The sequence below is a fragment of the Salinicola peritrichatus genome, assembly GCF_003206715.1.
In the GTDB taxonomy this organism is placed as follows: domain Bacteria; phylum Pseudomonadota; class Gammaproteobacteria; order Pseudomonadales; family Halomonadaceae; genus Salinicola; species Salinicola peritrichatus.
In genome coordinates, this window is sequence record NZ_PZJU01000006.1 from 128,801 (window position 1) to 153,813 (window position 25,013).

Genomic DNA, 25,013 nt, shown 5'->3' on the forward strand with positions numbered 1-25,013 from the left:
CGTCACTCCCGCCAGTCGCGCAGATTGTCGGCCGTCAGCGTGACCACGCGCTGGCGCGCTTCGGGCGTGATCCAGGCGTTGTGCGGCGTGACGATCAGGTTGAGCGGCTCGACCAGCGCGTCGAGCAACGGATGCCCGTCACGCGGCGGCTCGTCCGGCAGGGTATCGACGGCCAGTCCGCCGAGTCGCTGCTCGCGCAGTGCCAGCAATGCGGCCTGTTCGTCGATGATGCCGCCACGCGCGCAATTGATCAGCAGGGCGTCAGTCTTCATCGCCCGCAGCGCCTGCGCATCGATCAGGCCGCGGGTCTCCTCGGTCAGCGGGCAGTGCAGGCTGAGTACGTCGAGATCGCCCAGCAGCGAAGCGAGCGCGGGGCGTGAGTCGTTGGCTTCGTTGCCGGGGCGCGCGGCAAAGGTGACACGCATACCGAAGGCCTCGCCCAGCTTGGCCACGGCGGTGCCCAGCACGCCACTGCCAACGATCACCAGATGCTTGCCCGCCAGTTGCAGGGTGCGGTGCCCGAGCAGGCAGAAGATGTCGCTGCGCTGCCAGGCGCCGTCGCGAAGATCGTTCTGATACAGCGGCAGGCGCGCGGCCAGGGCCAGCATCAGCATCAGGGTATGCTGAGCCACGCTCGCGGTGCCGTAGGCGGCGACGTTGCGCACGGCGATGCCTCGACGCTCGGCGGCGGCGACGTCGATGTTGTTGGTGCCGGTCGCCATCACGCAGATCAGCTTGAGATCGGGCAGGGCGTCGATCAGCTCGGCATCGATCACCACCTTGTTGGTCAGCGCGACGGTCGCGCCGGCGAGCCGGGCCCGGCGTTGCTCCGGCGCGGTCAGATCGAACACGTCGAGGTCATCGACGAGTTCATGAATCGGCGCGAGGTCGATATCCTCACCCAGCGTGGCGGCGTCCAGAAGAACGGCTTTCATGCATTTTTCCTTATCCCTGGCGTCGTCGCCGGCGCATCACGCGAACCAGACGACGACAGCGGCGTTGTCAGCCGGTAATATTGCCCGCGACCGGCTGCTGCGCGCTATACTATGCGGCTTTCGAGCGTGGCTTGGAAAGGGCTCCAGCAGCGCTGTTTCCGAGGCAGCTTATCAAGCGAGGCTTGGAAAAGGCGGGGGTCGCCCCTATTTCGAAGGCGGTCTTTTCGAAGACAGGCTCGCGGCCGGCAACGGCAGCGATGAGGAATGGCGCGAGCGCCCGGAGGCGCATCATCGCGCATCGACACTGGGAGGGCGCCCGCGTCCGGCATGGGCGGTAGTGGCACCATCCCGTTACAGAGTGATGAAACCATGCCCATCTACGAATACGAGTGCAAGGCCTGCGGCCATCGCCTGGAAAAACTTCAGAAAGTCAGCGCTGCACCATTGTCCGACTGCCCCGCCTGCGAGCAACCGGCGCTATCGCGCCTGGTGTCGGCCGCCGGCTTCCGCCTTGCCGGCGGCGGATGGTACGAGACCGACTTCAAGTCGGGCAGCAAGAAAAACCTTGTCGGCGACAGCGGCAACAAGCCGGCCGATAGCGGCGGCAGCAAGTCGACCGGCGAGAGCAAGGCTTCGGCCTGAGCAACAGCATTCACAACACAGGATCCAGCATGCGCAGTCATTATTGCGGCCAGTTGAACGAGTCATTGATCGATCACGAAGTCACGCTTTGCGGGTGGGTGCATCGCCGCCGCGATCACGGTGGGGTCATTTTCCTCGACATGCGTGATCGTGACGGTATCGCTCAGGTGGTGGTGGATCCCGATACGGCCGAAGCTTTCGCCAATGCCGATCGCGCACGCGGCGAATACGTGCTGCGCATCGTCGGCCGTATCCGCCTGCGTCCGGAAGGTACCCAGAACCCCAACATGCCGACCGGCATGGTCGAAGTGCTGGCAAAGGAAGTCGAAGTCCTCAACACCGCGGCCACGCCGCCGTTCCAGCTCGACGAGCACGGCAAGGTCGGCGAAGAGGTGCGTCTGAAGTATCGCTACGTTGATCTGCGCCGCCCGGAAATGATCGAGAAACTGCGCCTGCGCTCGCGCATCACCCACAGCGTGCGCGCCTATCTCGAGAACGAAGGCTTCCTCGATATCGAGACGCCAATCCTGACCCGGGCGACGCCGGAAGGCGCCCGGGACTATCTGGTGCCGAGCCGGACGCATGGCGGCCATTTCTTCGCCTTGCCGCAGTCGCCGCAGCTGTTCAAGCAGTTGCTGATGGTTTCCGGTCTCGATCGCTATTATCAGATCGCCAAGTGCTTCCGCGACGAGGACCTGCGCGCTGATCGCCAGCCCGAGTTCACGCAGATCGACATCGAGGCGTCGTTCATCGAAGAGCGCGACATCATGGGCATTACCGAGCGCATGGTACGTCAGCTGTTTCAGGAGGTGCTCGACGTTTCGCTGCCCGAATTCCCGCGCATGCCTTACAGCGAGGCGATGCAGCGCTATGGTTCCGACAAGCCCGACCTGCGCATTCCGCTGGAACTGGTCGATGTCGACGATCTGATGCAGACGGTCGATTTCAAGGTCTTCTCCGGTCCGGCCAAGGCCGAGGATGGCCGCGTCGCCGCGCTCAAGGTCAGCGGCGGTGCCAAGCTGTCGCGCAAGGAGATCGACGACTATACCAAGTTCGTCGGTATCTACGGCGCCAAGGGCCTGGCCTGGATCAAGGTCAACGAGCGTGCCAAGGGGCTCGAAGGTCTGCAGTCGCCGATCGTCAAGTTCATGGAAGGCGTGATCGAGCAGCTGCTGGATCGGGTCGATGCCCAGGACGGCGACATCATCTTCTTCGGTGCCGACAAGGCACGCATCGTCAACGAAGCGCTGGGCGCACTGCGGGTCAAGCTGGGCGAGGATCTCGATCTCTATACCGCCCGGTGGGCGCCGCTGTGGGTGGTCGACTTCCCGATGTTCGAGGCCGACGACAACGGCCGTCTGGCGGCGCTCCACCATCCGTTCACCGCACCGTCGTGCTCGCCGCAGGAACTCCAGGATTCGCCGGCCACGGCGTTATCCCGCGCCTACGACATGGTGCTCAACGGTACCGAGCTGGGTGGCGGCTCGATTCGTATCCACGATCAGCAGATGCAGCGCGCGGTATTCGAGGTGCTTGGCATCGGCAAGGCCGAAGCGGAAGAGAAGTTCGGCTTCCTGCTCGACGCACTGAAGTTCGGCGCGCCGCCCCACGGCGGGCTGGCCTTCGGCCTCGACCGGCTGGTGATGCTGATGACCGGGTCGCGTACGATTCGCGACGTCATCGCCTTCCCCAAGACCCAGAGTGCCGCGGATCTGATGACCGACGCACCCGGCGAGGTCAGCAACGAACAGCTTCGCGAGCTGCATATCCGTCTGCGCCAGAAGGCACAGCCGGAGAACGCAGGCGAGTAACGCTTGCGTCTCTTCGCGACGTTGCTTTGCAAGGCCGTTTTTCGCAAAACGATACCGGCGCCCTTCATGGGCGCCGGTGTCGTTTGGGATGCCTCGGGCACAGTCGCTCGTCGGCTTCCCGATCGCGTTCCGCGTTAAGCTAGTTATTCTTCCCGAGGATCACCTCGAGCCGATTGGAGGTCATTGCTATGGCAGGTCACAGCAAATGGGCCAATATCAAGCATCGCAAGGCCGCGCAGGATGCCAAGCGCGGCAAGATATTCACCAAGTTGATCCGCGAGCTGACCGTGGCCGCGCGCCAGGGCGGCGGTGAGCCGGCGGACAATCCGCGTCTGCGCGCCGCCGTCGACAAGGCACTCGCCAACAACATGACCAAGGACACCATCGCCCGGGCGATCGAGCGCGGTGCCGGCGGCGGCGACAACGACAACGTCGAGGAGATCGTCTACGAAGGTTACGGCCCCGAGGGCGTTGCGGTGCTGGTCGAGTGCATGACCGATAACCGCAACCGTACCGTTTCCGACGTGCGGCACGCTTTTTCCAAGCACGGCGGGAATCTGGGCACGTCCGGCTCGGTGGCGTTTTTGTTCAACCCGCAGGGGCGCATCGATTTTCCCGCCGGCAGCGACGAGGCCACGATCATCGAAGCGGCGGTCGAAGCCGGGGCCGAGGATGTCGTCACCCAGGCCGATGGCAGTATCGAGGTCGTGACCACGCCCAAGGCGTTCGGTGACGTTCAGGATGCACTGATCGCGGCGGGACTGACGCCCGAGCGTGCCGAGGTCGGCCGCTTCCCGGAGACCCATGCGACGATCGACGATGTCGAGACCGCGCGCAAGGTGCTCAAGCTGTTCGATGCGCTGGAGGATCTCGACGACGTCCAGAACGTCTATTCCAACGCGGACTTTACCGATGCCGTGATGGCTGAACTGGAGCGGGAGTGATGGCGGAGAAGGCCAGATGATACTGCTGGGCATCGACCCGGGCTCCCGGGTGACCGGCTACGGCGTGATCGACATCGCCGACAAGCCACGTTACGTCGCCAGCGGCTGCATTCGCATCGACGGCGACGATCTGGCCCAGAAGCTGGCTCGCGTGTACGCCGGCGTGAGCGAACTGATCGGGCTGTACCGGCCCGCCGAATTCGCCATCGAACGTGTATTCATGGCCAAGAACGCCGATTCGGCGTTGAAGCTCGGGCAGGCGCGAGGAACGGCGATCGTCTGCGCCGCCAACCACGGCATCGCGGTGCATGAATATGCCGCCCGGCAGATCAAACAGGCGGTGACCGGCAACGGTGGCGCCGAAAAGGTGCAGGTCCAGCATATGGTCACCGCGCTGCTCTCCCTGGACGCACTGCCGCCGGCCGATGCCGCCGACGCGTTGGCCATCGCCTTGACTCATGGTTACGCACGCCAGGGTCTGTTGGCCGTCGTCGGCAGACGCAGCGGCCGCTCGGGGCGCGGCAGCCGCTGGCGCGACTTCCGGCCAGAATGATCGTGCCGGCAGGTAGCTAGTCAGTCGATTCGGTGGTGCGTATAGTGGGCTGCGTCAAGGTAAGGACACGGATGGCATGATTGGACGCCTGCACGGCACCCTGTTGGAAAAGCTTCCCCCCTGGATCGTCATCGACGTCAATGGCGTCGGCTATGAGCTCGAAACGTCGATGACCACGCTGGTATCGCTGCCCAACCTGGGTGAACAAGTACGCCTCTACACCCACCTGAGCGTCAGGGAGGATGCTCATCTTCTCTACGGTTTCGGGCGTGACGAGGAGCGTCAGCTGTTCCGAGCCCTGATCAAGGTCAACGGCGTCGGCCCCAAGCTGGCATTGGCGATTCTGTCCGGCATGGATCGAGACGCTTTCGTCGGTTGCGTCATGGAAGGCGACAGCAAGGCGCTGACCAAGTTGCCCGGAGTGGGCAAGAAGACCGCCGAGCGCCTGATCGTCGAGATGCGTGATCGCTTTCCGCACTGGCAGCAGGAGCAGGGCACGCTGCCTGGCACCGAAAGCACCGGCGTGCCGGGCAGCGATCCACGGGCCGACGCCGAGGCGGCGCTGGTCGCGCTCGGTTACAAGCCGACCGAGGCATCGAGGATGCTTTCGGGGCTCGGCGACGAGCTGCCGACCGAGGCCCTGATCAAGGCGGCGCTGTCACGCCAGCTGGCCGGGTAATGCTCCATGATTGAACCCGACCGTCTGATCGCGGCCCAGCCGCAGCAGGGCGAACATCAGGTCGACCATGCCATTCGCCCGCGTCGTCTCGACGATTACATCGGCCAACCGCGCGTCCGCGAACAGCTGGACATCTTCATTTCCGCCGCGCGCCAGCGCGGCGACAGCCTCGACCATACGCTGGTCTTCGGCCCCCCGGGCCTGGGCAAGACGACGCTGGCCAATATCATCGCCGCGGAAATGAACGTCGACATCAAGTCGACTTCCGGCCCGGTGCTCGAGCGGGCCGGAGATCTGGCCGCGATGCTGACCAACCTGCAACCCGGCGACGTGCTGTTCATCGACGAGATCCATCGTCTTCCGGCGGCGGTCGAGGAGGTGCTCTATCCGGCGATGGAGGACTTCCAGCTCGACATCATGATCGGCGACGGGCCCGCGGCGCGCTCGATCAAGCTCGATCTGCCGCGCTTCACCCTGGTGGGCGCCACCACCCGCGCCGGTCTGCTGACTTCGCCGCTGCGCGATCGTTTCGGCATCGTGCAGCGGCTCGAATTCTATGCCATCGATGAACTGAGCGAGATCGTCACGCGTTCCGCGCGCCTGCTGGGCGTGCCGGCGGATGCCGAAGGGGCGCGCGAGATCGCCCGCCGAGCCCGTGGCACGCCGCGTATCGCCAACCGCCTGCTGCGACGGGTACGTGACTTTGCCGAGGTGCGCGGTGATGGCGCGTTGAACGCCGCGATGGCCGATCAGGCGCTCAACATGCTCAACGTCGACAGCTACGGCCTCGATCACATGGATCGGCGCCTGCTGCTGGCGATGATCGAGAAATTCGACGGCGGCCCGGTCGGCGTCGACAGTCTCGCCGCGGCGATCAGCGAAGAGCGCGACACCATCGAGGACGTCATCGAACCCTATCTGATCCAGCAAGGTTTCATGATGCGCACGGCGCGGGGACGCGTGGTGACCCGCTCGGCCTATGCGCATTTCGGCATCGCGCCCCACGATCAGGCTCCGGACGGGAATGGGAGCGGGCGATGAGCGAATTCGTCCTGCCGATCAGGGTCTATATCGAAGACACCGATGCCGGCGGCATCGTATATTACGTTAACTATCTGAAATACATGGAGCGTGCGCGTAGCGAGTGGCTCAACGAGCTGGGATTTGGCCAGCGTGAGCTGCTCGAGCAGGGCGTGCAGCTGGTGGTTCACTCCCTCAGCTGCCGCTACGCACGCCCGGCGCGACTCGACGACCGCTTGGAAGTGACGGCCGGCGTCGGTCGACTCGCCGCCTGTTCGCTGCGCTTCGAGCAGGCGGTACGGTATCGCGGGGATACATTATGCGAAGCGGCGGTCGATATAGCATGCATCGACACCGAACGCTTGAAACCGATGCGTTGGCCCAGCGCGCTCCGCGCGGCGCTGACGCCAGACATTCAAAGCCAGTGATTCGAGGATTCACGTGAACGACTCCATGTCCATCCCCCATCTGATCATGAACGCCAGCCTGGTGGTCCAACTGGTCATGCTCTTGCTATTGGCGGCGTCGATCGCTTCCTGGGTCGTGATTTTTCAGCGCAGCTTTGCGCTGGCGCGGGCCAAGAAAGCGCAGAAAGCCTTCGACGAGCGTTTCTGGTCGGGCATCGATCTCAACGAGCTCTACCAGGATGTGCCGGAGGGTTACGAGGCGGAAGGCGCCGAGCATGTGTTCCGTGCCGGTTTTCGCGAATTCAATCGTCTGGTGCCCAAGACCCGTAGTAGTGAAGCGGTGCTGGACGGCGTGCAGCGTTCCCAGCGCGTGGCGCTGTCGCGCGAGGAGGATCGTCTCAACTCGCACCTGACGTTGCTGGCGACCGTGGCTTCGGCCAGCCCCTATATCGGCCTGTTCGGTACGGTGTGGGGCATCATGGGCTCGTTCCAGAGTCTTTCCATGGCCCAGCAGGCTACGCTCTCCACCGTGGCACCCTGGATCGCGGAGGCTCTCGTCGCCACCGCGATGGGGCTGTTCGCGGCGATTCCCGCGGTGATCTTCTACAACCGGCTGTCTTCGATCGCCAGCCGTCTGCTCGGCGAATACGAGGATTTCGCCGAAGAGTTCCATTCGATCCTGCATCGCAACCTGCAGGGTCGCGGCGGCAACCAAGCGGCCTGAGCGGAGATTCGACATGGGTGGACCCTATAGCCGACATCACCGCCGCAAGCCGATGGGCGAGATCAATGTGGTTCCGTTCATCGACGTCATGCTGGTGCTGCTGGTCATTTTCATGATCACGGCGCCGATGCTGACCCAGGGCGTGCAGGTCGATCTGCCACAGGTCACCTCGGAGCCGATCGATACCGACGAACAGGAGCCGATCATCGTCTCGGTCGACAGCCAGGGCGAGTATTACATCTCCCTGGGCGAGCAGGACAAACCGGTGACGTTGCAAACCGTCGGCGATCAAGTGGTGGCGATTCTCGAACGCAAGCCGAATACACCGGTGATGGTCCGCGGTGACAAGAACGCTACCTATGGCCAGATCGTGACGCTGATGAGTACGCTGCAGATGGCGGGCGTGGCGAACGTCGGATTGATCTCCGAGCCGCCTTCGAGCGACAACGGGTAAGGAGTCAGCATGGCGAAGCGAACGCGCCGTGTCGGCTACGGCTTGCCCGTCGTGCTGGCGATCGGCGTCCATATTCTGGCGCTGCTGCTGACGCTGTTGCGTCTGCCGGAGAGTGAGCCGACACCGAGTTCCTCTTCCGTGGTTCAGGCCACGCTGATCAGCGACGTCACGGCGACCGATCAGGCGCAGTATGCCGAGGAAGCCCGCGCCCGGGCCGCACAACGCCAGGCCGAGGAGGAAGCGCAGCAACAGGCACAGCAAGCGGCCGAACAACAGGCGCAAGAACAAGCCCGGCAGCAGGCAGCCGAGCAACAGGCAGAGGAGGAAGCCGCGCGACAGGCGGCTGCCGAACAGGCGGAGGCGGAAGCGCAACGCCGCGAGCAGGCCGCACAGCAAGCGGCGGCTGAACGTGCCGAAGCCGAACGCCGGCAACAGGCGGCCGAAGCCGAGCGTCAGGCCGAGATAAAACGTCAACAGGCCGAAGAGGCCAAACGCCAGGCCGAGGCGGAGAAAAAGCGCCAGGAAGAGGAGGCCGAAAAACAGCGTCAGGCCGAGGCGGAGAAGAAACGTCAGGAGGAAGAGGCCGAGAAGCAGCGTCAGGCCGAGGCGGAGAAGAAACGCCAGCAAGAAGAGGCCGAGAAGCGGCGCCAGGCCGAGGCGGAGAAAAAACGCCAACAGGAAGCGGCCGAGGCCGCAGCCAAGGCGGCAGCGCAGGAGGCGCTCAATGATTCGATCGCCAACGAGCAGGAGCGAATTGCCAATGCTCAACAGTCGGACCAGGCTTCGAACAATTTCATCAATCTGGTCAAACGCGCCGTTGAGGATCAGTGGCACTTGCCGGCCAGCGCCGACAATGGTTTGGTTGCACAAGTGCGGGTCAGACTGGGGCCGTCCGGAGAGCTGCTGGCTGCCAGCCTTACCCGCAGCAGCGGCAATCCCAGCTTCGACCGTTCAGCGATACAGGCGGTAGAAGCAGCGGCACCGTTTCGTGAACTGCAGCAGCTGGATGCGGGGCTGCAGCGACGGTTTCGCGATTTCAATCTCAGATTCACACCCGGGGATATACAGTGATGAAACGATGGCTATTTCAAGGATGGAAAACCCTGGCTGCCGGCTGGCTGGTATCGCTGATTGCCTGGATATGCATCGCGACGACCGCACAGGCGCAGGACTTGACCATCGAGATCACGCGCGGCAGCGATCAGGCGATTCCGATTGCCGTCGTGCCGTTCGAATTCAGCGGGCAGGGCGGCTTGCCGCAGGACGTGGCCCAGATCGTCAGCGACGATCTGGAGCACAGTGGCCAGTTCTCACCGCTTAGCCGCAGCGCACTGATCTCGCTGCCGAGCAGTAGTCAGGACGTGTTCTACGATGACTGGAAACGTGTCGATGCACGCTATCTGGTAGTCGGCAAGGTCGAGCCGCAGGGCGACCAGTACCGTATCCAGTACGAGCTGATGGACATTGCCGGCAGTAAGCGCATGCTCGGCGAGACGCTGACTTCCTCGGATGGCAATCTACGCGCCAGCGCTCATTACATCAGTGATCAGATCTTCGAGGCGATCACCGGTATACGCGGCGCTTTCTCGACCCGTATCGCCTACGTGGCCGCGAGTGGCACCGGCGATAACGCGCGCTACGCGCTCTACGTGGCCGATGCCGATGGACACAACGGCCAGCAGATTCTCTCCTCGGACGATCCGATCCTGTCACCGGCCTGGTCGCCGGACGGGCAAAAGCTCGCCTATGTTTCATTCGAGTCCGGTAACTCCGCCATCTACGTGCAGAATGCGGCCACCGGCGAACGTCTGCGCCTGACCTCGTTCCCGGGTATCAATGGGGCGCCCGCCTGGTCGCCGGATGGGCGCAAGCTGGCCATGTCGCTATCGAAGGATGGTCAGCCGGAAATCTATGTAATGGATCTGGCTTCACGCCAACTGACACGGCTGACCAACAATCGCGCTATCGAGACCGAGCCGGCATGGTCGCCGGATGGCCAGTCGCTGATCTTTACTTCGGACCGCAGTGGCGCGCCCCAGATCTATCGTATGTCGGCGGGTGGCGGCCAGGCCGAGCGTATCACGTTTACTGGCAGCTACAATTCCAACGGCCGTTTTTCTCCCGACGGTAAAGCCGTCTTCATGGTGACACGTGACGACAGCGGGTATCACGTTGCGAAGCAGGATCTGGATACAGGTCGTGTTACAGTCTTGACTGATACGCAATGGGATGAATCGCCTAGTGTCGCGCCAAATGGCACCATGGTAATCTTCGCTACCCAGCAAGGGTCGCAAGGGGTGTTGGGGGCAGTATCTTCGGATGGACGCGCGTCCTTCCGTCTGCCTTCACCACAAGGCGACGTACGCGAACCCGCGTGGTCGCCGTTTTTGGACTAAATGACAGAAAAATCTGTGTCATTCGATATCCGAGCAAGGAGATGACAATGCAATTCAAGACCTACGCCAAGACGTTAGCAGTCGCGCTGTCCCTGGCAGTCGTGGCCGGCTGTTCTAGCAGCGGCGGTACCCAGGAAGGGAACATGGATGGCACGGCGGGCACCACCTCCGGCCAGGGTATGACCACCGGCCAGGGCACCTCCGGCGCCGAGATGGGCGAGCAGATGCCTAGCGTCAACACCATCTATTTCGCATTCGACAGTGAAGAAATTCGCCCCGAGTTCGAATCGGTCCTGGACGGCCACGCTCAGTACCTGATGGCCAATCCGAACACCAACGTCACGCTGGAAGGCTATGCCGACGAGCGTGGCACCCGCGAATACAACCTGGGTCTCGGCGAGCGTCGCGCGCAGGCGGTCGAGCAGTATCTGACCGTTCAGGGCGTTTCTCCGTCGCAGATCTCGATCGTCAGCTACGGTGAAGAGCGTCCTGCGGTAGAAGGCCATACCGAAGAAGCTTACGCCAAGAACCGTCGCGTCGTATTCTCGTACTAAACGGCGTCGGAGATAGGCATGAAACACGGTCTGAAAAGACTGTGCGGCGCGGGAGCCCTGGTGCTCCCGCTGTCCGTATGGGCTCAACAACCGATCGTCGACGATCTCACCGGTCAGTCGAACGGCTTCTACAATCAGACGGAAGCCCGTCAGAGTGGCGGCGGCACGCTGACGCTTCTCAATCAGCTGCAGGACAACCGTCAGCAGATTCAACAACTGCGAGGCCAGGTCGAGGAGTTGCGTTACCAGCTGGAGCAGCTCAAGCAGCAGACGCAGCAGCAATATCTCGATCTCGACGACCGGATTTCCGGTGGCGGAAGCGGTAGTGATGGCAGGAACGCCAATAGCGGCATGGATAGCATGGATGTTGACAGCAACACGGCCAGCGAGGTCGCCGGCGGCTCGATGGATTCGTCTGCTGCCAGCGCTGGAAACAGCGCATCCTCCAACACTGCAAGCAGCGCCTCAAGCACCTCGAACACGGGAGGAGACGAAGGGCGCGAAGCCTATCAGGCGGCTTTCCAACAGGTCCAGTCACGCCAATTCGATTCAGCGATCGACGCTTTCAATCGTTTCATCACGGATTATCCGCAGTCCAGCCTGTTGCCGAATGCCCACTATTGGCTGGGTGAACTCTATTCCGCGCAGTCCCAGCTCGACGCGGCGGCCGACGCCTTCGATACGGTGATCAATGATTACCCGCAGAGCAACAAGGTGCCCGATGCTCTCTACAAGCTGGGATTGCTCAAGGCACGCCAGGGCGATACTGCCGGCAGCCGTGAACTGCTGGAACGCGTGCGCAGCGACTATCCGGACAGCAACGCCGCGCAAATGGCGGGCGACTTTCTCAATCAGTTGGGCTGAATCGGGCGGTTGAATCGGTGCCACCTGGCGTCGTCGGCCCGGTACCACCGGCATGGCGAGGTGAAACGAGGCGAGGTCAACATGATCTGTCACATCGACTATGAAGCGCCTGATGATCTTCTCGACGGCAAGATCGTCCTGGTTACCGGAGCCAGCTCCGGCATCGGCCGCGCGGCGGCGATGAGCTACGCGCGCCATGGCGCCACCGTCATCCTGCTCGGTCGCAGCGTAAGCCGGCTGGAGGTGGTCTACGATGCCATCGAGGCCATGGGGGCGCCACAGCCCGCCATCTTTCCGCTCAACCTGGAAAGTGCGACCTCGCAGGATTACGCCACTGTCGCCACAAAGCTGGAGAAAGAGTTCGGCCGCCTCGACGGCCTGCTCCACAACGCCAGCATCCTGGGAGAACGGGTTACGGTAGCGGACGCCGATCCCGCCATCTGGGCCCAGGTCATGCAGGTCAATTTCACCGCGACGCTGGGCCTGACGCAGGCCTTGCTGCCGCTGCTGCAGGTCTCCGGCGACGCCTCGGTGATCTTCACATCGTCCAGTGTCGGGCGGCAGGGGCGAGCCAGGTGGGGTGCCTATTCCACCTCGAAGTTCGCCACCGAAGGGCTGATGCAGATCCTGGCCGATGAGCATCGCGATTCAAACCTGCGCTTCAATTCGCTCAATCCCGGCGCGACGCGTACCGCCATGCGCAAGGCTGCCTACCCGGACGAGGATCCTCAGGTACTACGCACCCCGGAGGAGATCATGCCGACCTATCTCTGGCTGATGGGGCCGGAAAGTCTCGGTACCAGCGGTCGGGCATTCGACGCTCAGCCGCCCAAGTGACAAACTACTGCGCTCGGCCATACGGCGTTAAAAATCGGCTCACTGAACTTCAGTTCAGAACGTCCGAAGGACGGCCCGAAGGGCGAGCGGAGCGAGTAACATACTCATTTACAATACGTAAACTCCGTTCTTTCGCCGATTTTTGCCTTGTCTGACCTTCGCTCGTGGCGTTTGTCAGCAGTCTCGCTGATGGCTTCAAAGCCCCTTGAGCAGTGACTCGGCAAGCGCCTGTGGCGTCTCGAACCAGTGGTCCGCTGACCACTGGTCGACTTCCTCCGTCTCGGGGATGTAACCGTAATGTACCGCAATGGCGGTCATGCCGGCGCTTCTTGCCGCCTCCATGTCCCGCCGATGGTCACCGATGTACCAGCAGGCTTCGGGCGCGACGCCGATCCGGAGAGCCGCTGTCAGCAGGGGCTCCGGATCGGGCTTCTTGACCGGCAGATCGTCGGCGCAGAGCATCACTTGCGGCGTCAGCCCGAGGGACTCGATCAGCGGTTGTGCGTAGAGCCTGGGCTTGTTGGTGACGATCCCCCAGGGTCTGCCAGCCCTTTCCCAGCTTTCGATCAACGATTCCAGGCCCGGAAAGACTCGGCTCCTGTCGGCCACGACTTCGGCATAGCGTTCCAGAAGAAACTGCCTGGCCAATCCATGATCGGGGTGATCGGCGGTCAACTCGAGTGCCAGCGTGACCAGCGCGCTGCCACCATTGGAGACCTGGGCGCGGATCACTGGGTACGGCAATCGCGGCAGGCCATGGTGCTCGCGCAAGCGATTGGTGGCTTCCGCCAGGTCGGGCGCGGTATCGATCAACGTGCCGTCGAGATCGAACAGCAGGGCTTTGGGCAGACCGTGCTGGCTCATGATGCGGCGTCGCCGTCGTCGCCGCTCCGCTCTTCTCCGACCCATTCGGGGCTCGCGTGCACCATGTAGTTGACCGACACATCCTGCGCGGTCAGGCGATAGCGTCGTGTCACCGGGTTGTAGGTCAGGCCGGTCTGGTCGCGCAGACGCAGGCCGTATTGACGACACCAGGCAGAGAGCTCGGAAGGGCGGATGAACTTGCGGTATTCATGAGTCCCGCGCGGCAGCAGACCCAGCACGTATTCGGCGCCGAGTATCGCGAAGGCGTAGGACTTGGGGTTGCGGTTGATGGTGGAGAAAAACAGGTGGCCGCCGGGCTTGACCAGCTTGGCGCAGGCCTGAACCACCGAGCCGGGATCGGGCACATGCTCGAGCAACTCCAGGCAGGTGACGACATCGAACTCGCCGGGATGCGCCTCGGCCATCGCCTCGACGCTGATGCGCCGGTAATCGATCTCGATACCACTCTCCAGAAGATGCAGTTTCGCCACGGAAAGTGGCGCCTCGCCCATGTCGATTCCCGTGACCTCGGCACCACGTTGCGCCATTGCCTCGCTCAGGATGCCGCCACCGCAACCGACGTCGATGACCTTCTTGCCCGCCAGCGATACATGCCGATCGATGAAGCCCAGGCGTAGCGGGTTGATGTCGTGCAGCGGCTTGAATTCGCCTTCACGATCCCACCAACGACTGGCGAGCGCATCGAACTTGGCGATTTCGGCGTGATCGACATTGTCGTGGAGCGCGTCGTTACGATGCGGTTGTGTCATGAATGCGTTTCCTTCCCGGATATCGACAGGTGATGTCGCGCTGATCGCTCCCGGGAATATCTCGTATTCCACGGAATGAGCAACGTCTCTTGGCTTTGCGATATTCTACTATGGACGGTAGCTTGGCTGGATGCCACGTTGGCGAAAAAGCGACACTTGGCGTCGGCGTCCTGCGACTGTGCTTTCGGCCGTTCGCCCGTTAAGCTAACCGGGGGGTGTTCGACACGACGCCGACACAGATGGCTTTCACCCAGGAAGGGAAGGACTAAAAAGATGATTCGCAAGGCTGTACTGCCCGTTGCCGGTTTCGGCACCCGTTGCTTGCCCGCTTCCAAGGCGATCCCCAAGGAGATGATCACCATCGTCGACAAGCCGGTGATCCAATACGTGGTGACCGAGGCGGTGAAGGCGGGTATCAAGGAGATCATCCTGGTCACTCATTCATCGAAGAGCGCCATCGAAAACCACTTCGACAAGCACTTCGAACTCGAAAATCAGCTCGAGGCCAAGGGCAAGGACGAGTTGCTGGACGAGTTGCGCAACATCATTCCCGACGACGTCAATATCATCAGCGTACGCCAGCCGGAAGCGCTCGGCCTGGGGCACGCCATCCTGTGCGCGCGGCCGATCGTCGGCAACGATCCGTTCGCCGTGCTGCTGCCGGATGTCTTGATCGATGACGACGGCCTCGAAACCAACGACCTGGCCGGCATGATCGAGGCGTACGAAAAGTCCGGCCTGGCACAGATCATGGTCGAAACCGTTCCCCACGAGCTGACCTACAAGTACGGCATCGTGGCACTCGAGGGCGACGAGCCGGCGGCGGGACAGAGTGCACCGCTGACCGGCATGGTCGAAAAGCCGAAGGTCGAAGAAGCTCCGTCGACGCTGGCCGTCATCGGCCGCTATCTGTTGCCGGGCGAGATATTTCCGATCCTTGCCGAGACCAAACCCGGTGCGGGCAACGAAATTCAATTGACCGATGCGATCGAAACACTGCGTCAGAAGCGTGGGGCCGCCGCCTACCGAATGAAGGGGCAGACCTACGACTGCGGCAGCCAGCTCGGTTATCTCGAGGCGACTCTGGCCCTGGGACGCAAGCATCCGAAACTGGGCGAGGGTTTCCGTCAACTGATCCAGCAATACGCGGCCGAGGACTGAAGCCATGCGGGTGGTCGTACACGGTAGCGAACTGGCAGCGGCCACCGCCGCTGCCGCGTTGTGCTGGGTGGGGCATCAGGTAACCTGGTTGCCCCATGCCGATTTCCCCTGGTCGAGCCTGAAGCACGCGGACTGGCTGTCCAGCGAGCCGGGCCTCAAGGCGCAGATTCAGGCCGGGGAGGCCTCCGGCCAGTTATCGCTGGTCGAGGAAGTCCCCGCGGGCCTCGATGCCGACGTTCACTGGCTGGCGCTGTCTCCGGATCAGCGTGAAGCGGCCGAGCGCTACGTCGAGCGCGTGCCGGGGCGTCAGACTTCGCCGCTGGTGATCGTCAACAACTCGACTTTCCCGGTCGGTCAGACCGAAAAGCTGGAAGGCCTGCTGGGGCATACCAGTCAGGTTGCGGTGGCGCTGCCGGACCGTCTCGAAGAAGGGCGGGCCTGGGATACCTTTACCCGGCCGGCGCACTGGCTGCTGGGCAGCGAGGACGAATGGGCCACGCAACAGATCCGCGAATTGCTGCGCGCCTTCAATCGCCGCCATGAAGTCTTCCAACTGATGCCGCGGCGTGCCGCCGAGCTGACCAAGCTGGCGATCAACGGCATGCTCGCCACCCGCATCAGCTTCATGAACGAACTCGCGGGACTCGCCGACTCCCTGGGCGTCGATGTGGAGTACGTACGCCAGGGGATGGGGGCGGATACCCGTATCGGTTTCGAATATCTCTATCCGGGTTGTGGTTTCGGCGGTCCCAACTTCTCCCGCGACCTGATGCGTCTGGCCGATGTCCAGCACTCCACCGGGCGCGAATCCCACCTGCTCGAGCATGTGCTCGATATCAACGAGAGCAAGAAGGAAACCTTGTTCCGCAAATTGTGGCACCACTTCCATGGCGAGCTGGAAGGGCGCACGATTGCCATCTGGGGAGCGGCCTTCAAGCCGGGTACCGCCCGCATCGACCACGCTCCGGTATTGACGATCCTGGAAGCGCTCTGGGCCCAGGGCGTCACGGTCAAGGTTCACGATCCCGCCGCGCTGCATGCACTGGGCGAGCTCTATCCGAACCATCCCCAACTGGAACTGTGCGAGGGCGACTTCTATGCCGCCTGCGAAGGCGCCGACGCGCTGATGCTGGTGACCGAGTGGAAGTGCTATTGGAATCCGGACTGGCGCCGCCTGCTGCAGGCACTCAAGACGCCACTGATTCTCGACGGGCGCAATATCTACGATCCCGCTTACGTCGCCTCGCGAGGCTTCGTCTATCGCGGCATCGGACGACGCGCGTAACGGGCAGCCTGTGACATGTCGGCGATTCAATCGCCGACATGTTTCATTGGCTGGGGTCCGTTCGTTCGTTGCCGAGTTCGAGATGCAGCGCCGCATACTCCCAGTTGAGATGCGGCCATAGCGCCTCGAACCAGGCGCCGCGGTTCTGTCCGAAATCGATCCGGTAAGCCTCGTGGGCAAGCGTGATCGACAGCAATGGAACATGGGCGCTCGGCGACTGCCCGGCCGGTGTCGTCACCAGCTCTAGTATCCCGTCCCGGCCGGCGACGAGCCAGCTCCAGCCGGCATCTTCGGCGGCCATGATCTGCTTTCGCCACCGCGCTTCCAGGGCTCCAAGACTGCCAAAATCGCGCTTCACCCGACCGAGCAGTGGCTCGGGGACCGGCATCGCGCGCACCACGAGCCCGTGCCAGAAAAAGACCAGATTCCACGCTTCGGCCGCAGGCTGACGTATTGCCGCATCATCACTCTGCGCCAGGGCCGGCAGGGAGCGTGGGTCGCGATGGGGCAGGCAACGATTGAGCGCTTCGAGCTGACGACGGTGATAATGGCTGTAGAGCAGGTCGATCTGCGCCCGCGAGATGGCTGGTTCCAGCGAATGACGCTCGAAAGGCGGTGCCGGCAGTTCGAATCTGGAGCCTTGGTTCGACATCGGTTCCCTTGGCGGTTGGCGAGATCCAGGCATGCTATCGTGAGTGCCCGACCTTCGCCATCCAGATATGCCGATTTGCCGGGCCGGTTGATACTATTGGCATTGTGGGGTGCGTCGCACCGTGGACCACGTGAATGACTCAGCAGGCCGTAGCATGCGAAGCGCGTGCTGCCGAGCCTGGGCTTCACCAGCGCTTTCACGTAACGTGATAATGGAGCCAATGAATCCACTCGTGACATTGGCCTGAGGCGCTGAGGTCCAGCATCCATTACCATTCACGCCTGCATCATCAGTAAGGTAAGTAACGGCAATGCCACCACAGTTCGACGACCAGCGCGCCTCTCCAACGCCGACGATCGTCCCCGATCGCAATGACATGACGGTATCGCGCGGCGCTACGCGCCGCCGCCATGACCACGGCATGATGGGACGTCGCCGCCCCAGAGTCTGGCCGCTATGGGGGTTGTGTCTCTTCCTGATCGCGGCACTGGCCGTCGGTGCCTGGCAGTATCGGCAGGACAGGGACGCACTCGAAGCGCAAATCGACAGACTCAATCATCGGCTCGATACCACCGGCTCGACTCTGGACGCCTCGGGAGAAAGCCTGCGCGCCGAATTCGATCGCCTGCGCGACCAACTCGAAGCGACACGGGCCGCGGTAGGCAGTCTCGAAACCCGCGTCGATGATCGACGCGACGGTGATCTGGCGCAGCAGGTCGAATCGCTCCAGCAAGCCGACGAGAATCAGCGGGCACTGATCGGCGCGCTGCAGTCCTCTTTTGCCTCGCTCGAAAGCACGGGGCAGGATGAGCGCGGTGTGTTGAATGCACGGCTGGAAACGCTCGAAGAGGCTCAGCAGCAACAGGGCGAGCGGCTCGATTCACTAGCGCAGCAGTCCGATGACCGCAGCGCCTCGATCGAGGCACTGCAGCAGAGTCAAAAGACGCTTGTCCAGCGCTTGGACGATGCCGACGATCAACAGGCGGCGATCGATGAACTGCATGCCTCGGTAACCGCGCTCCAGCAACGCGTCGAGGCTGTGGCGCAGCAGGATACGCCCTCTTCCGAGACGATCGAGCAATTGCAGAGTGCCGTCACGGAACTTCGCCAGGGCCAGACGGCTCTCAATGCAGGACTCGAATCGCTGCAATCCCGCCTCGACGGTCTGCCCAGCGGCGTCAGTGCCTCTGAGGTCAGAGAGTTGGGCGAGCGCATCAGTTCACTCGAGGCCAGTCGCGCTCAGCTGACACGCCGCGTGACATCTCTCATTACTGACGTATCCAACTTGCAGCGCGGCGGAGGTTGAGGCAATGCCTGACGTCAAGGTCCTAGGGCGTGTACGAAAAGTCGGCGAGCGAAGGTTAGACAAGGCAAAAATCGGCGAAAGAACGGAGTTTACACGCAGTAAATGAGTATCTTGAGCCGATTTTTAACGCCGTATGGCCGAGCGCAGGTAGTTTTCGTACATGGCCTAAAGATGGGGCTGGTCTGTCTGGCCCTCCCCATCGCCGGACATGCTTGGGCGCTGGATGTCGAGGTTCGGGGGCTGTCGGGGCCGGCGGCCGAGAACGTCGTCAATATCCTTTCCGAACTCGATGCCGCCAGCCAGGCGACGCGTGAACGGCTCGACGGCGTGGTCCGGGACCGCGCCCAGCAGGCGCTGCAAGCCTACGGCTATTACAATGCCGCTCTCGCCACGAGTTTTCCCGATGAAGACAACGAGCGGGTCGTCATCGATGTCAAGCCGGGAGAGCGCACGCACATTACCCAGCTCAACGTGGCTGTCGAGGGGGAGGCCAAGCAGGACGAGGCCTTCGACGAGTCGATGCAAGCGATCCCGCTCAAGGTCGGCGATCCGCTGGTTCATTCGCGCTACGAAGGCTTCAAGAGCCGGTTGTCGACCCTAGCGTTGGAGCGGGGATATTTCAGTTCTCGTTTTCGACAGCAGCGGATCGAAGTGCGTCCCTGGGAAAACAGCGCCCGGATCTTTCTCGATCTCGACAGCGGACCACGCTATCGCTTTGGCCGGGTGCGCTTCGAGGGTAGCCAGATCGAGCCCCACCGCCTGCAAAACATGATTCCGTTCGAGCCCGGCGATCCCTATCTCGCCGGAGACCTGGCCGTACTGAGTCAGAATCTCGGGCAGACCGACTGGTTCCGGGGAGTCGCTGTCAGGCCTCGGGTCAACGAGGATGCGCCGCCGGCCACGCCGAGCCCGTGGTGGCGCGAAGCCACTGGCCGCGAGACGACGCTCGACACCACCAAAATCCTGGGCGGGCCCGGGCTGCAAGTCGCACGGCAGTTGACCGGCAGTCAGCCGACGAGCGTACCGGTGAACGTGGAACTGACGCCGGCGGATCGCCATCAGTTCGAAGTTGGCGTCGGCTATGCCACTGACGTCGGACCGCGTACCCAGTTTTCCTGGACCATGCCCTGGCTCAATCGCTATGGACACAGTCTGACCAACTCGCTCTATCTCTCCGCGCCGGAGCAGCGCTTTTCCGGTGAATACGCCATCCCGCTGGAGAACCCGCTGCGCGATAGCTATCGGGTCCGCTACGGGTTGGAGCGCGTCGACAACGAAGACACCAAGAGCTTCGAAAGCTCGGTGCAGCTGGCGCGTCATTGGGTATTCTCCAACGGCTGGGTCCAGGATCTCTACTGGCAGACCACCTACGAGGACTTCACCCAGGCCGATCAGGACGATGCCGTGCTGTTGCTGTATCCCGGCATCAGCTGGTCACGCACGCGCAAGCGCAACCCGATCTTCCCGAGTTGGGGCGACAAGCAGCAGTTGACGCTGGAGTGGTCGGAACCCGCCTGGGGGTCGGATGCGCGCTTCGTGCGCACCACGTTCAGCACCCAGTGGATACGCATGCTGGGCAGCGAGAACCGGTTCCTGTGGCGACTCGGCGGTGGCGCCATGGCGACCGACACCTTCGACAAGATTCCTCCATCGCTGCGCTTCTTCGCCGGGGGCGACCAGAGCATTCGCGGCTACTCCTACGAGAGCCTGTCGCCGGAGAACGAGGATGGCGAACTGCTGGGTGGCCAGCACATGTTGACCAGCAGCCTCGAATATCAGCGCCACCTGACCGGCAATTTCTGGGGCGCGACCTTCGTCGACACCGGTAACGCTTTCGACGAGTGGTGGCCGGAGGAACTCAAGACCGGCGCCGGGGTGGGCGTGCGCTGGATTTCTCCAGTCGGGCCGATCCGTTTCGATATCGCCCATCCGTTTGACGACGAGGAGGACTCTTGGCGTCTCCATTTCTCCATCGGACCGGAGTTCTGATTCGGCTACTGCTATGGCTGATTCTTTGGCTGATCGGACTAATACTGTTCCTGGCCGGGCTGGGATTGTCCCCCTGGGGTACGCAGTGGCTGTTCGAGCAGGCGCAGTCGCGTGGCTGGGTGCAGGCCGAGCGATTCGAAGGCGCGCCGCTCGATGAGCTGACGATCGAAGGCTTGCAACTCACCGTTGGCACGCTCGATCTCTCCGTGGATCGTTTCCATCTGGCCTGGGCGGACGATTGCCTGCTCAAGGGGCGGGTATGCCTCGACGATCTGAGTGTTTCCGGCGCCCGCATCCAGATGGGGGAAAGCGATGCTGCGCCGGCGCCGGAAGCGGCCGAAGAGCCGGGCGACGGCATGCCGTCGATCGCCGTGCCGTTGCCGATCGAGGTCCGCCAGTTGCGCCTGGACGATGTCGGCATCCAGCTCGCCGACGACACCGATATCCACTGGCGACACTTCGCAACCGGCGCTCGCATGAGCGGCAATCACCTGACCCTGTTGCCGACGACGCTCGAGCAGACGCGCATCCAGTTACCGCAACCTCGAAGCCCGGGCCAGGCGCTCGCCGATGCCGAGCTCGGCGCCGGGATCGTCAGCCCGGCGGCCATCGATGCCGCCATTGCGGTGAATCGACCGGCAGATGCGACAACGCCCGCGGGCCCTTCAGCAGTATCCGACTCGACGCAGATCGCGGCCGTGCCGGAAAACCCCGTCGTTCCGGTGCTGAGCCCATTGACGCTGGCAGCCGCGGCGAATGTCGCCGACATGCAGCAATCAGCAGACGATACCGATCCCGTGGTCGATCAGATCGAGCAGCGCCTGCGCGACGTTCGCCAACAGTTACCCGACTTCCAGCTGCCATTGCAGATCGACGTTCCCAGTCTGGTCATAAGCGATCTCGCCCTCGCAGGGCCGGCTCCGCAGCAGTTGAACCGTCTCGAACTGTCGTTCTCCGCGGTCGAGCGCCATGTCGAGATTCAGCGCCTGATGCTGGATGCGCCGGATGGCCGCGCCGAACTCCAGGCCAGCGCCGAGCTCAGCGGCGATATACCCGTTGCCGTCTCGCTGCGCAGCCGCATCACCCGCGCGCCGGTCTACGGTCAGAACCTGGCCCTGGAGGCCGATGGCTCGCTGGCGAACCTGAACGTCAGGTTGCGGACCGATGGCAACGCCGAGGCAACGATTCGCGCCAATGTCCAGGCGTTCGAACCTGGCGTACCGTTCGAACTGCACGTCAACGCCGATGATCTGCGCTGGCCGTTGGCGAACCGGCCTTTCGCGCCGTTCAGCGATCTGCAGGGCGGCATCGATGAATCGGCCATTCTCGCTGCCAGAGCGTTGAGAGGCGTGCCGGCGAGCGAGCAGACACCGGCCCGGTATCGACTCGAGCATCTGGCGCTGGATGTCGACGGCAGCCTCGAAGGCTACCGTGCCAATATCGACGCGGCCGGTCAGGGTGCCGGACTGCCGCCGGTGACGTTGGCCCTCGCAGGCGAGGGCGATCTTCGCCGGTTCCGGTGGCAGCCGATACGCGTGGCCAGCCAGGGCGGCGAGCTCCAAAGCCAGGGCTTGGTGCGCTGGATGCCGACGCTGTCCGCCAGCGTGAGTCTGAACTTCAAGCAACTCCCGCTGGATGCTTTCACCCGGGCGGTGACCGGACAGCTCGACGGCCAGGCACGGGCGGCTTTCGCCATGCGCGACGATGGCGGATGGCAACTGGCACTGCCCGAGCTTTCGGTCGACGGTCGCCTGCAGCAGCGTGCGCTGCGCCTCGATGCGCAACTCGACGGCAACAGCGACATGCAGTGGAACATCCATGAGTTGGATTTTCGCCAGGGCGACAATCGGCTGACCGCCAGCGGTCGCGTCGACGACCGTCTCGATATCGACGGTCGTATCGATGCGCCGGCGCTGGGTAGCATTCTGCCGGATTTGTCGGGCACGCTGCGTGGTCGGTTCCAGGGACGAGGCACGCTGGAACGCCCGCAAATCGCGCTCGATCTGCAAGGAGCCGACGTCGGCTACGCCGAGAACCATCTGCAGCAGATAGCGCTGAAGGCGAACTCCGCCGGTACCCAGGATCCACAATTCGACGTCGAATTGAGCGCCAGCGGTATCGAGGCCGCCAATCAGCGGATCCGTAGTGTGGCCCTGGACCTTGCGGGGCGTCTCTCTCAACATCGGCTGTCGCTCGACGTGGACGGTGGTGAAGGCTTGCCGGTATCGCAGGCATCGCTGCGTCTACAGGGCGGTCTCGGGGCTCAATATCAGCGCTATCAGGGATCGCTGTCGACGCTCTCCGTGGCCACCGATTACGGCGATATCGCTCTACGCGACTCGCTCGATTTCAGCGCCAACCTGGCCAACGCCAGCGCCACGCTGTCGCCGTTCTGCCTGGACCGTCGGCAGGGCGGCGCGCTCTGTCTGACCGAGCGCATGAACGCATCCAAGGCCCAGGGGCGCGCTGCGCTGTCGATCGACGAGTTGCCCATGGCACTGCTTAACGACTTCATGCCCGAGGAGTGGCAGGTCGACGGGCAGACCGGCGGCAATGTCATCGCCAGTTGGTCGCAGGGTGGACGCGCCTGGTCGGCCAAGGCCGACATCGATAGCCAGGCAGCGGTCAGCGGGGTCGATGCGCGTGGCGCGTCCTGGCAGGTGCCCGCGGCATCGCTGTCGCTGTCGTTGGATGCCAACCAACAGCGCGCGCGGACGCAGGTCGATCTACGGCTCGAGGATGCCGGTCGCGTGCAGTTGCAGGCCCAGATCGATGATCCGGCCGGCGATGGTACGCTGCAGGGGCGTCTGCAACTCGGGGATCTGCGCTTTGCGCCGTACCGGCCGCTGGTGGCGGGCATCGATCAGCTCGAAGGCGCGATCAACGGCGACGTGACGCTCGGCGGCACGCTTGCCATGCCGGCGCTCGACGGTAACGTGAGCATCGCTGACGTCAAGGTGCGCGGCGGGGTATCCCCCGTTGCGGTCACCGACGCCCGGCTCGACCTGGCTCTGCAGGGGCAATCCTCGACGCTCCAGGGGTTTGTCCAGAGCGACGATGGCCGGCTGGACCTTGCCGGAGATGCCGATTGGCAGGACCCGGCCAACTGGCGCGTCAATGTCAATATCGACGGCACCGAGTCGCCGCTGCTGGTAGCCATGCCGGCCTATGGCCGCTTGCGGATCTCGCCGGATCTTCAGATTCATGCCATGCCCCAGCGGCTTCAGGTTCGCGGGGATGTCAGCGTGCCTTGGGCGCGCCTGGAGATCGGTCAGATTCCCGCATCGGCGCAAGCGCCCAGCAGCGACACCGTGATCATCTCCGAAGAGGAAGATAAACAGATGCAAGCCGCCCAGGCGGCCGAGGCCAACGACGAGGGTGCCGGAACCGCGCAAGCGCTCGCCGACGCCGGCATGCAACTCGACATGCGGGTCAACCTGCATCTGGGACCGGACATGCAACTCGAGGCCTACGGTCTGGAGGCCGGATTGCGTGGCGAACTCGAAGTCCGTCAGGGCACCGGGCCGGTCCAGTTGTACGGCGATGTCAATCTGATCGACGGAACCTACACCTCCTTCGGTCAGGACCTGATCATCCGCCAGGGACAGGTGTTGTTCAGCGGTCCGGCTTCCCAGCCGAGCTTGCAGTTCGAGGCGATTCGCAATCCGGACACCACCGAAGACGACGTGGTTGCCGGCCTGCGCGTTACCGGCCCGGCCTCGGCGCCACGCTTGACGATTTTCTCCGAGCCGGCGATGACGGAAAGCCGCGCGCTCTCCTATATCCTGCGTGGCCGGGCGCCGGAAGATGGCGGTAGTGGCGACGACGCGCTGACCTCGGCACTGATCGGACTGTCGCTGTCGCAGACCGGCAGTGCCGTGGGCAAGGTCGGCGAAGCCTTCGGCGTACAGGATCTCAGCCTGGATGCGTCCGGTTCGGGCGACGATAGCCAGGTCGTGGTCAGCGGTTATGTCTTCGATGACTTGAAGGTGAGCTATGGCGTCGGCATATTCTCTCCCATCGCCGAGCTCACGCTGCGCTATCGCCTGATCCAGAACCTTTATCTGCAGGCGGTCTCCGGCGCGGCTCAGGCGCTGGACCTCATCTACACCTTCAGCTTGGGTCGCACCGGCGGCCCTTGAGAGGGCATTGGCAAAAGGGCTGCG

Annotated in this window: 23 protein-coding genes; 19 read left to right on the plus strand and 4 right to left on the minus strand. The window is 63.2% G+C overall.

Annotated elements, in window-relative coordinates:
- Positions 1 to 2: 2 nt before the first annotated feature.
- Entirely contained in the window at positions 3 to 935 is a 933-nt protein-coding gene (locus DOM57_RS02600) for a D-2-hydroxyacid dehydrogenase (protein ID WP_110647663.1), read from the minus strand.
- A gap of 369 nt (positions 936 to 1,304) precedes the next feature.
- On the opposite strand from DOM57_RS02600, the gene DOM57_RS02605 reads away from it, so the two are divergent.
- From DOM57_RS02605 to DOM57_RS02670, 14 genes are all read left to right on the plus strand, one after another.
- The gene (locus DOM57_RS02605; protein ID WP_110647665.1) at positions 1,305 to 1,577 is read left to right on the plus strand and encodes an FmdB family zinc ribbon protein; all 273 of its coding nucleotides are present in this window, start codon (positions 1,305 to 1,307) and stop codon (positions 1,575 to 1,577) included.
- A gap of 29 nt (positions 1,578 to 1,606) precedes the next feature.
- On the plus strand, positions 1,607 to 3,388 hold the full coding sequence (aspS, locus tag DOM57_RS02610; RefSeq protein WP_110647666.1) for an aspartate--tRNA ligase: 1,782 nt from the start codon (positions 1,607 to 1,609) through the stop codon (positions 3,386 to 3,388).
- A 188-nt stretch (positions 3,389 to 3,576) separates the two neighbouring features.
- Positions 3,577 to 4,332: a YebC/PmpR family DNA-binding transcriptional regulator gene (locus DOM57_RS02615; RefSeq protein WP_110647668.1), complete on the plus strand. Its 756-nt coding sequence runs from the start codon at positions 3,577 to 3,579 to the stop codon at positions 4,330 to 4,332.
- Between the two features lie 16 nt (positions 4,333 to 4,348).
- A complete protein-coding gene (gene ruvC / locus DOM57_RS02620; protein ID WP_110647669.1) occupies positions 4,349 to 4,885 on the plus strand; it encodes a crossover junction endodeoxyribonuclease RuvC in 537 nt (178 codons plus the stop codon).
- A gap of 76 nt (positions 4,886 to 4,961) precedes the next feature.
- Positions 4,962 to 5,564 (plus strand): Holliday junction branch migration protein RuvA, encoded by a 603-nt coding sequence (gene ruvA / locus DOM57_RS02625; protein ID WP_110647671.1) that lies wholly within the window; start codon positions 4,962 to 4,964, stop codon positions 5,562 to 5,564.
- 6 nt (positions 5,565 to 5,570) lie between these two features.
- Positions 5,571 to 6,605, plus strand: a complete 1,035-nt coding sequence (gene ruvB / locus DOM57_RS02630; protein ID WP_110647673.1) for a Holliday junction branch migration DNA helicase RuvB — start codon at positions 5,571 to 5,573, stop codon at positions 6,603 to 6,605.
- The gene (ybgC, locus tag DOM57_RS02635; RefSeq protein WP_110647674.1) at positions 6,602 to 7,012 is read left to right on the plus strand and encodes a tol-pal system-associated acyl-CoA thioesterase; all 411 of its coding nucleotides are present in this window, start codon (positions 6,602 to 6,604) and stop codon (positions 7,010 to 7,012) included. The genes ruvB and ybgC overlap by 4 nt, the downstream gene beginning before the upstream one ends.
- A gap of 25 nt (positions 7,013 to 7,037) precedes the next feature.
- Positions 7,038 to 7,715, plus strand: a complete 678-nt coding sequence (gene tolQ / locus DOM57_RS02640; RefSeq protein WP_204352843.1) for a protein TolQ — start codon at positions 7,038 to 7,040, stop codon at positions 7,713 to 7,715.
- A 13-nt stretch (positions 7,716 to 7,728) separates the two neighbouring features.
- A complete protein-coding gene (gene tolR, locus DOM57_RS02645) occupies positions 7,729 to 8,169 on the plus strand; it encodes a protein TolR (protein ID WP_110647677.1) in 441 nt (146 codons plus the stop codon).
- Between the two features lie 9 nt (positions 8,170 to 8,178).
- Complete coding sequence (tolA, locus tag DOM57_RS02650) at positions 8,179 to 9,240, plus strand: cell envelope integrity protein TolA (RefSeq protein WP_110647679.1); 1,062 nt, start codon at positions 8,179 to 8,181, stop codon at positions 9,238 to 9,240.
- Positions 9,240 to 10,565 carry a Tol-Pal system beta propeller repeat protein TolB gene (tolB, locus tag DOM57_RS02655; protein WP_110647680.1) on the plus strand — a complete coding sequence of 442 codons (1,326 nt, stop codon included), beginning with the start codon at positions 9,240 to 9,242 and terminating at the stop codon, positions 10,563 to 10,565. The genes tolA and tolB overlap by 1 nt, the downstream gene beginning before the upstream one ends.
- 47 nt (positions 10,566 to 10,612) lie before the next feature.
- The gene (gene pal / locus DOM57_RS02660) at positions 10,613 to 11,119 is read left to right on the plus strand and encodes a peptidoglycan-associated lipoprotein Pal (protein ID WP_110647681.1); all 507 of its coding nucleotides are present in this window, start codon (positions 10,613 to 10,615) and stop codon (positions 11,117 to 11,119) included.
- An 18-nt stretch (positions 11,120 to 11,137) separates the two neighbouring features.
- Positions 11,138 to 11,983, plus strand: a complete 846-nt coding sequence (ybgF, locus tag DOM57_RS02665; RefSeq protein WP_110647683.1) for a tol-pal system protein YbgF — start codon at positions 11,138 to 11,140, stop codon at positions 11,981 to 11,983.
- A gap of 81 nt (positions 11,984 to 12,064) precedes the next feature.
- Positions 12,065 to 12,820, plus strand: coding sequence for a YciK family oxidoreductase (locus tag DOM57_RS02670; RefSeq protein WP_110647684.1), 756 nt, complete (start codon positions 12,065 to 12,067; stop codon positions 12,818 to 12,820).
- A 195-nt stretch (positions 12,821 to 13,015) separates the two neighbouring features.
- On the opposite strand, the gene DOM57_RS02675 is transcribed toward DOM57_RS02670, so the two are convergent.
- Both DOM57_RS02675 and ubiG read right to left on the minus strand, forming a co-directional pair.
- On the minus strand, positions 13,016 to 13,684 hold the full coding sequence (locus DOM57_RS02675) for an HAD family hydrolase (protein WP_110647686.1): 669 nt from the start codon (positions 13,682 to 13,684) through the stop codon (positions 13,016 to 13,018).
- On the minus strand, positions 13,681 to 14,454 hold the full coding sequence (ubiG, locus tag DOM57_RS02680; RefSeq protein WP_110647687.1) for a bifunctional 2-polyprenyl-6-hydroxyphenol methylase/3-demethylubiquinol 3-O-methyltransferase UbiG: 774 nt from the start codon (positions 14,452 to 14,454) through the stop codon (positions 13,681 to 13,683). The genes DOM57_RS02675 and ubiG overlap by 4 nt, the downstream gene beginning before the upstream one ends.
- Before the next feature lie 273 nt (positions 14,455 to 14,727).
- Here ubiG and galU point away from each other — a divergent pair, with 273 nt between their 5' ends.
- Together galU and DOM57_RS02690 are read left to right on the plus strand one after the other, a co-directional pair.
- Entirely contained in the window at positions 14,728 to 15,615 is an 888-nt protein-coding gene (gene galU, locus DOM57_RS02685; RefSeq protein WP_110647689.1) for a UTP--glucose-1-phosphate uridylyltransferase GalU, read from the plus strand.
- 4 nt (positions 15,616 to 15,619) lie between these two features.
- Positions 15,620 to 16,900 (plus strand): nucleotide sugar dehydrogenase, encoded by a 1,281-nt coding sequence (locus tag DOM57_RS02690; protein WP_110647691.1) that lies wholly within the window; start codon positions 15,620 to 15,622, stop codon positions 16,898 to 16,900.
- Between the two features lie 43 nt (positions 16,901 to 16,943).
- Here DOM57_RS02690 and DOM57_RS02695 read toward each other — a convergent pair whose 3' ends face one another.
- Positions 16,944 to 17,552, minus strand: coding sequence for a Fe-Mn family superoxide dismutase (locus DOM57_RS02695; protein ID WP_162619427.1), 609 nt, complete (start codon positions 17,550 to 17,552; stop codon positions 16,944 to 16,946).
- Positions 17,553 to 17,862: 310 nt separating this feature from the next.
- Between DOM57_RS02695 and DOM57_RS02700 the strand changes: the two genes are divergently transcribed.
- From DOM57_RS02700 to tamB, 3 genes are all read left to right on the plus strand, one after another.
- Positions 17,863 to 18,858, plus strand: coding sequence for a coiled-coil domain-containing protein (locus DOM57_RS02700; RefSeq protein ID WP_110647694.1), 996 nt, complete (start codon positions 17,863 to 17,865; stop codon positions 18,856 to 18,858).
- Between the two features lie 171 nt (positions 18,859 to 19,029).
- Entirely contained in the window at positions 19,030 to 20,847 is a 1,818-nt protein-coding gene (tamA, locus tag DOM57_RS02705; RefSeq protein ID WP_110647696.1) for an autotransporter assembly complex protein TamA, read from the plus strand.
- Positions 20,811 to 24,989 carry an autotransporter assembly complex protein TamB gene (gene tamB, locus DOM57_RS02710; protein WP_239496093.1) on the plus strand — a complete coding sequence of 1,393 codons (4,179 nt, stop codon included), beginning with the start codon at positions 20,811 to 20,813 and terminating at the stop codon, positions 24,987 to 24,989. The genes tamA and tamB overlap by 37 nt, the downstream gene beginning before the upstream one ends.
- Positions 24,990 to 25,013 lie beyond the last annotated feature (24 nt).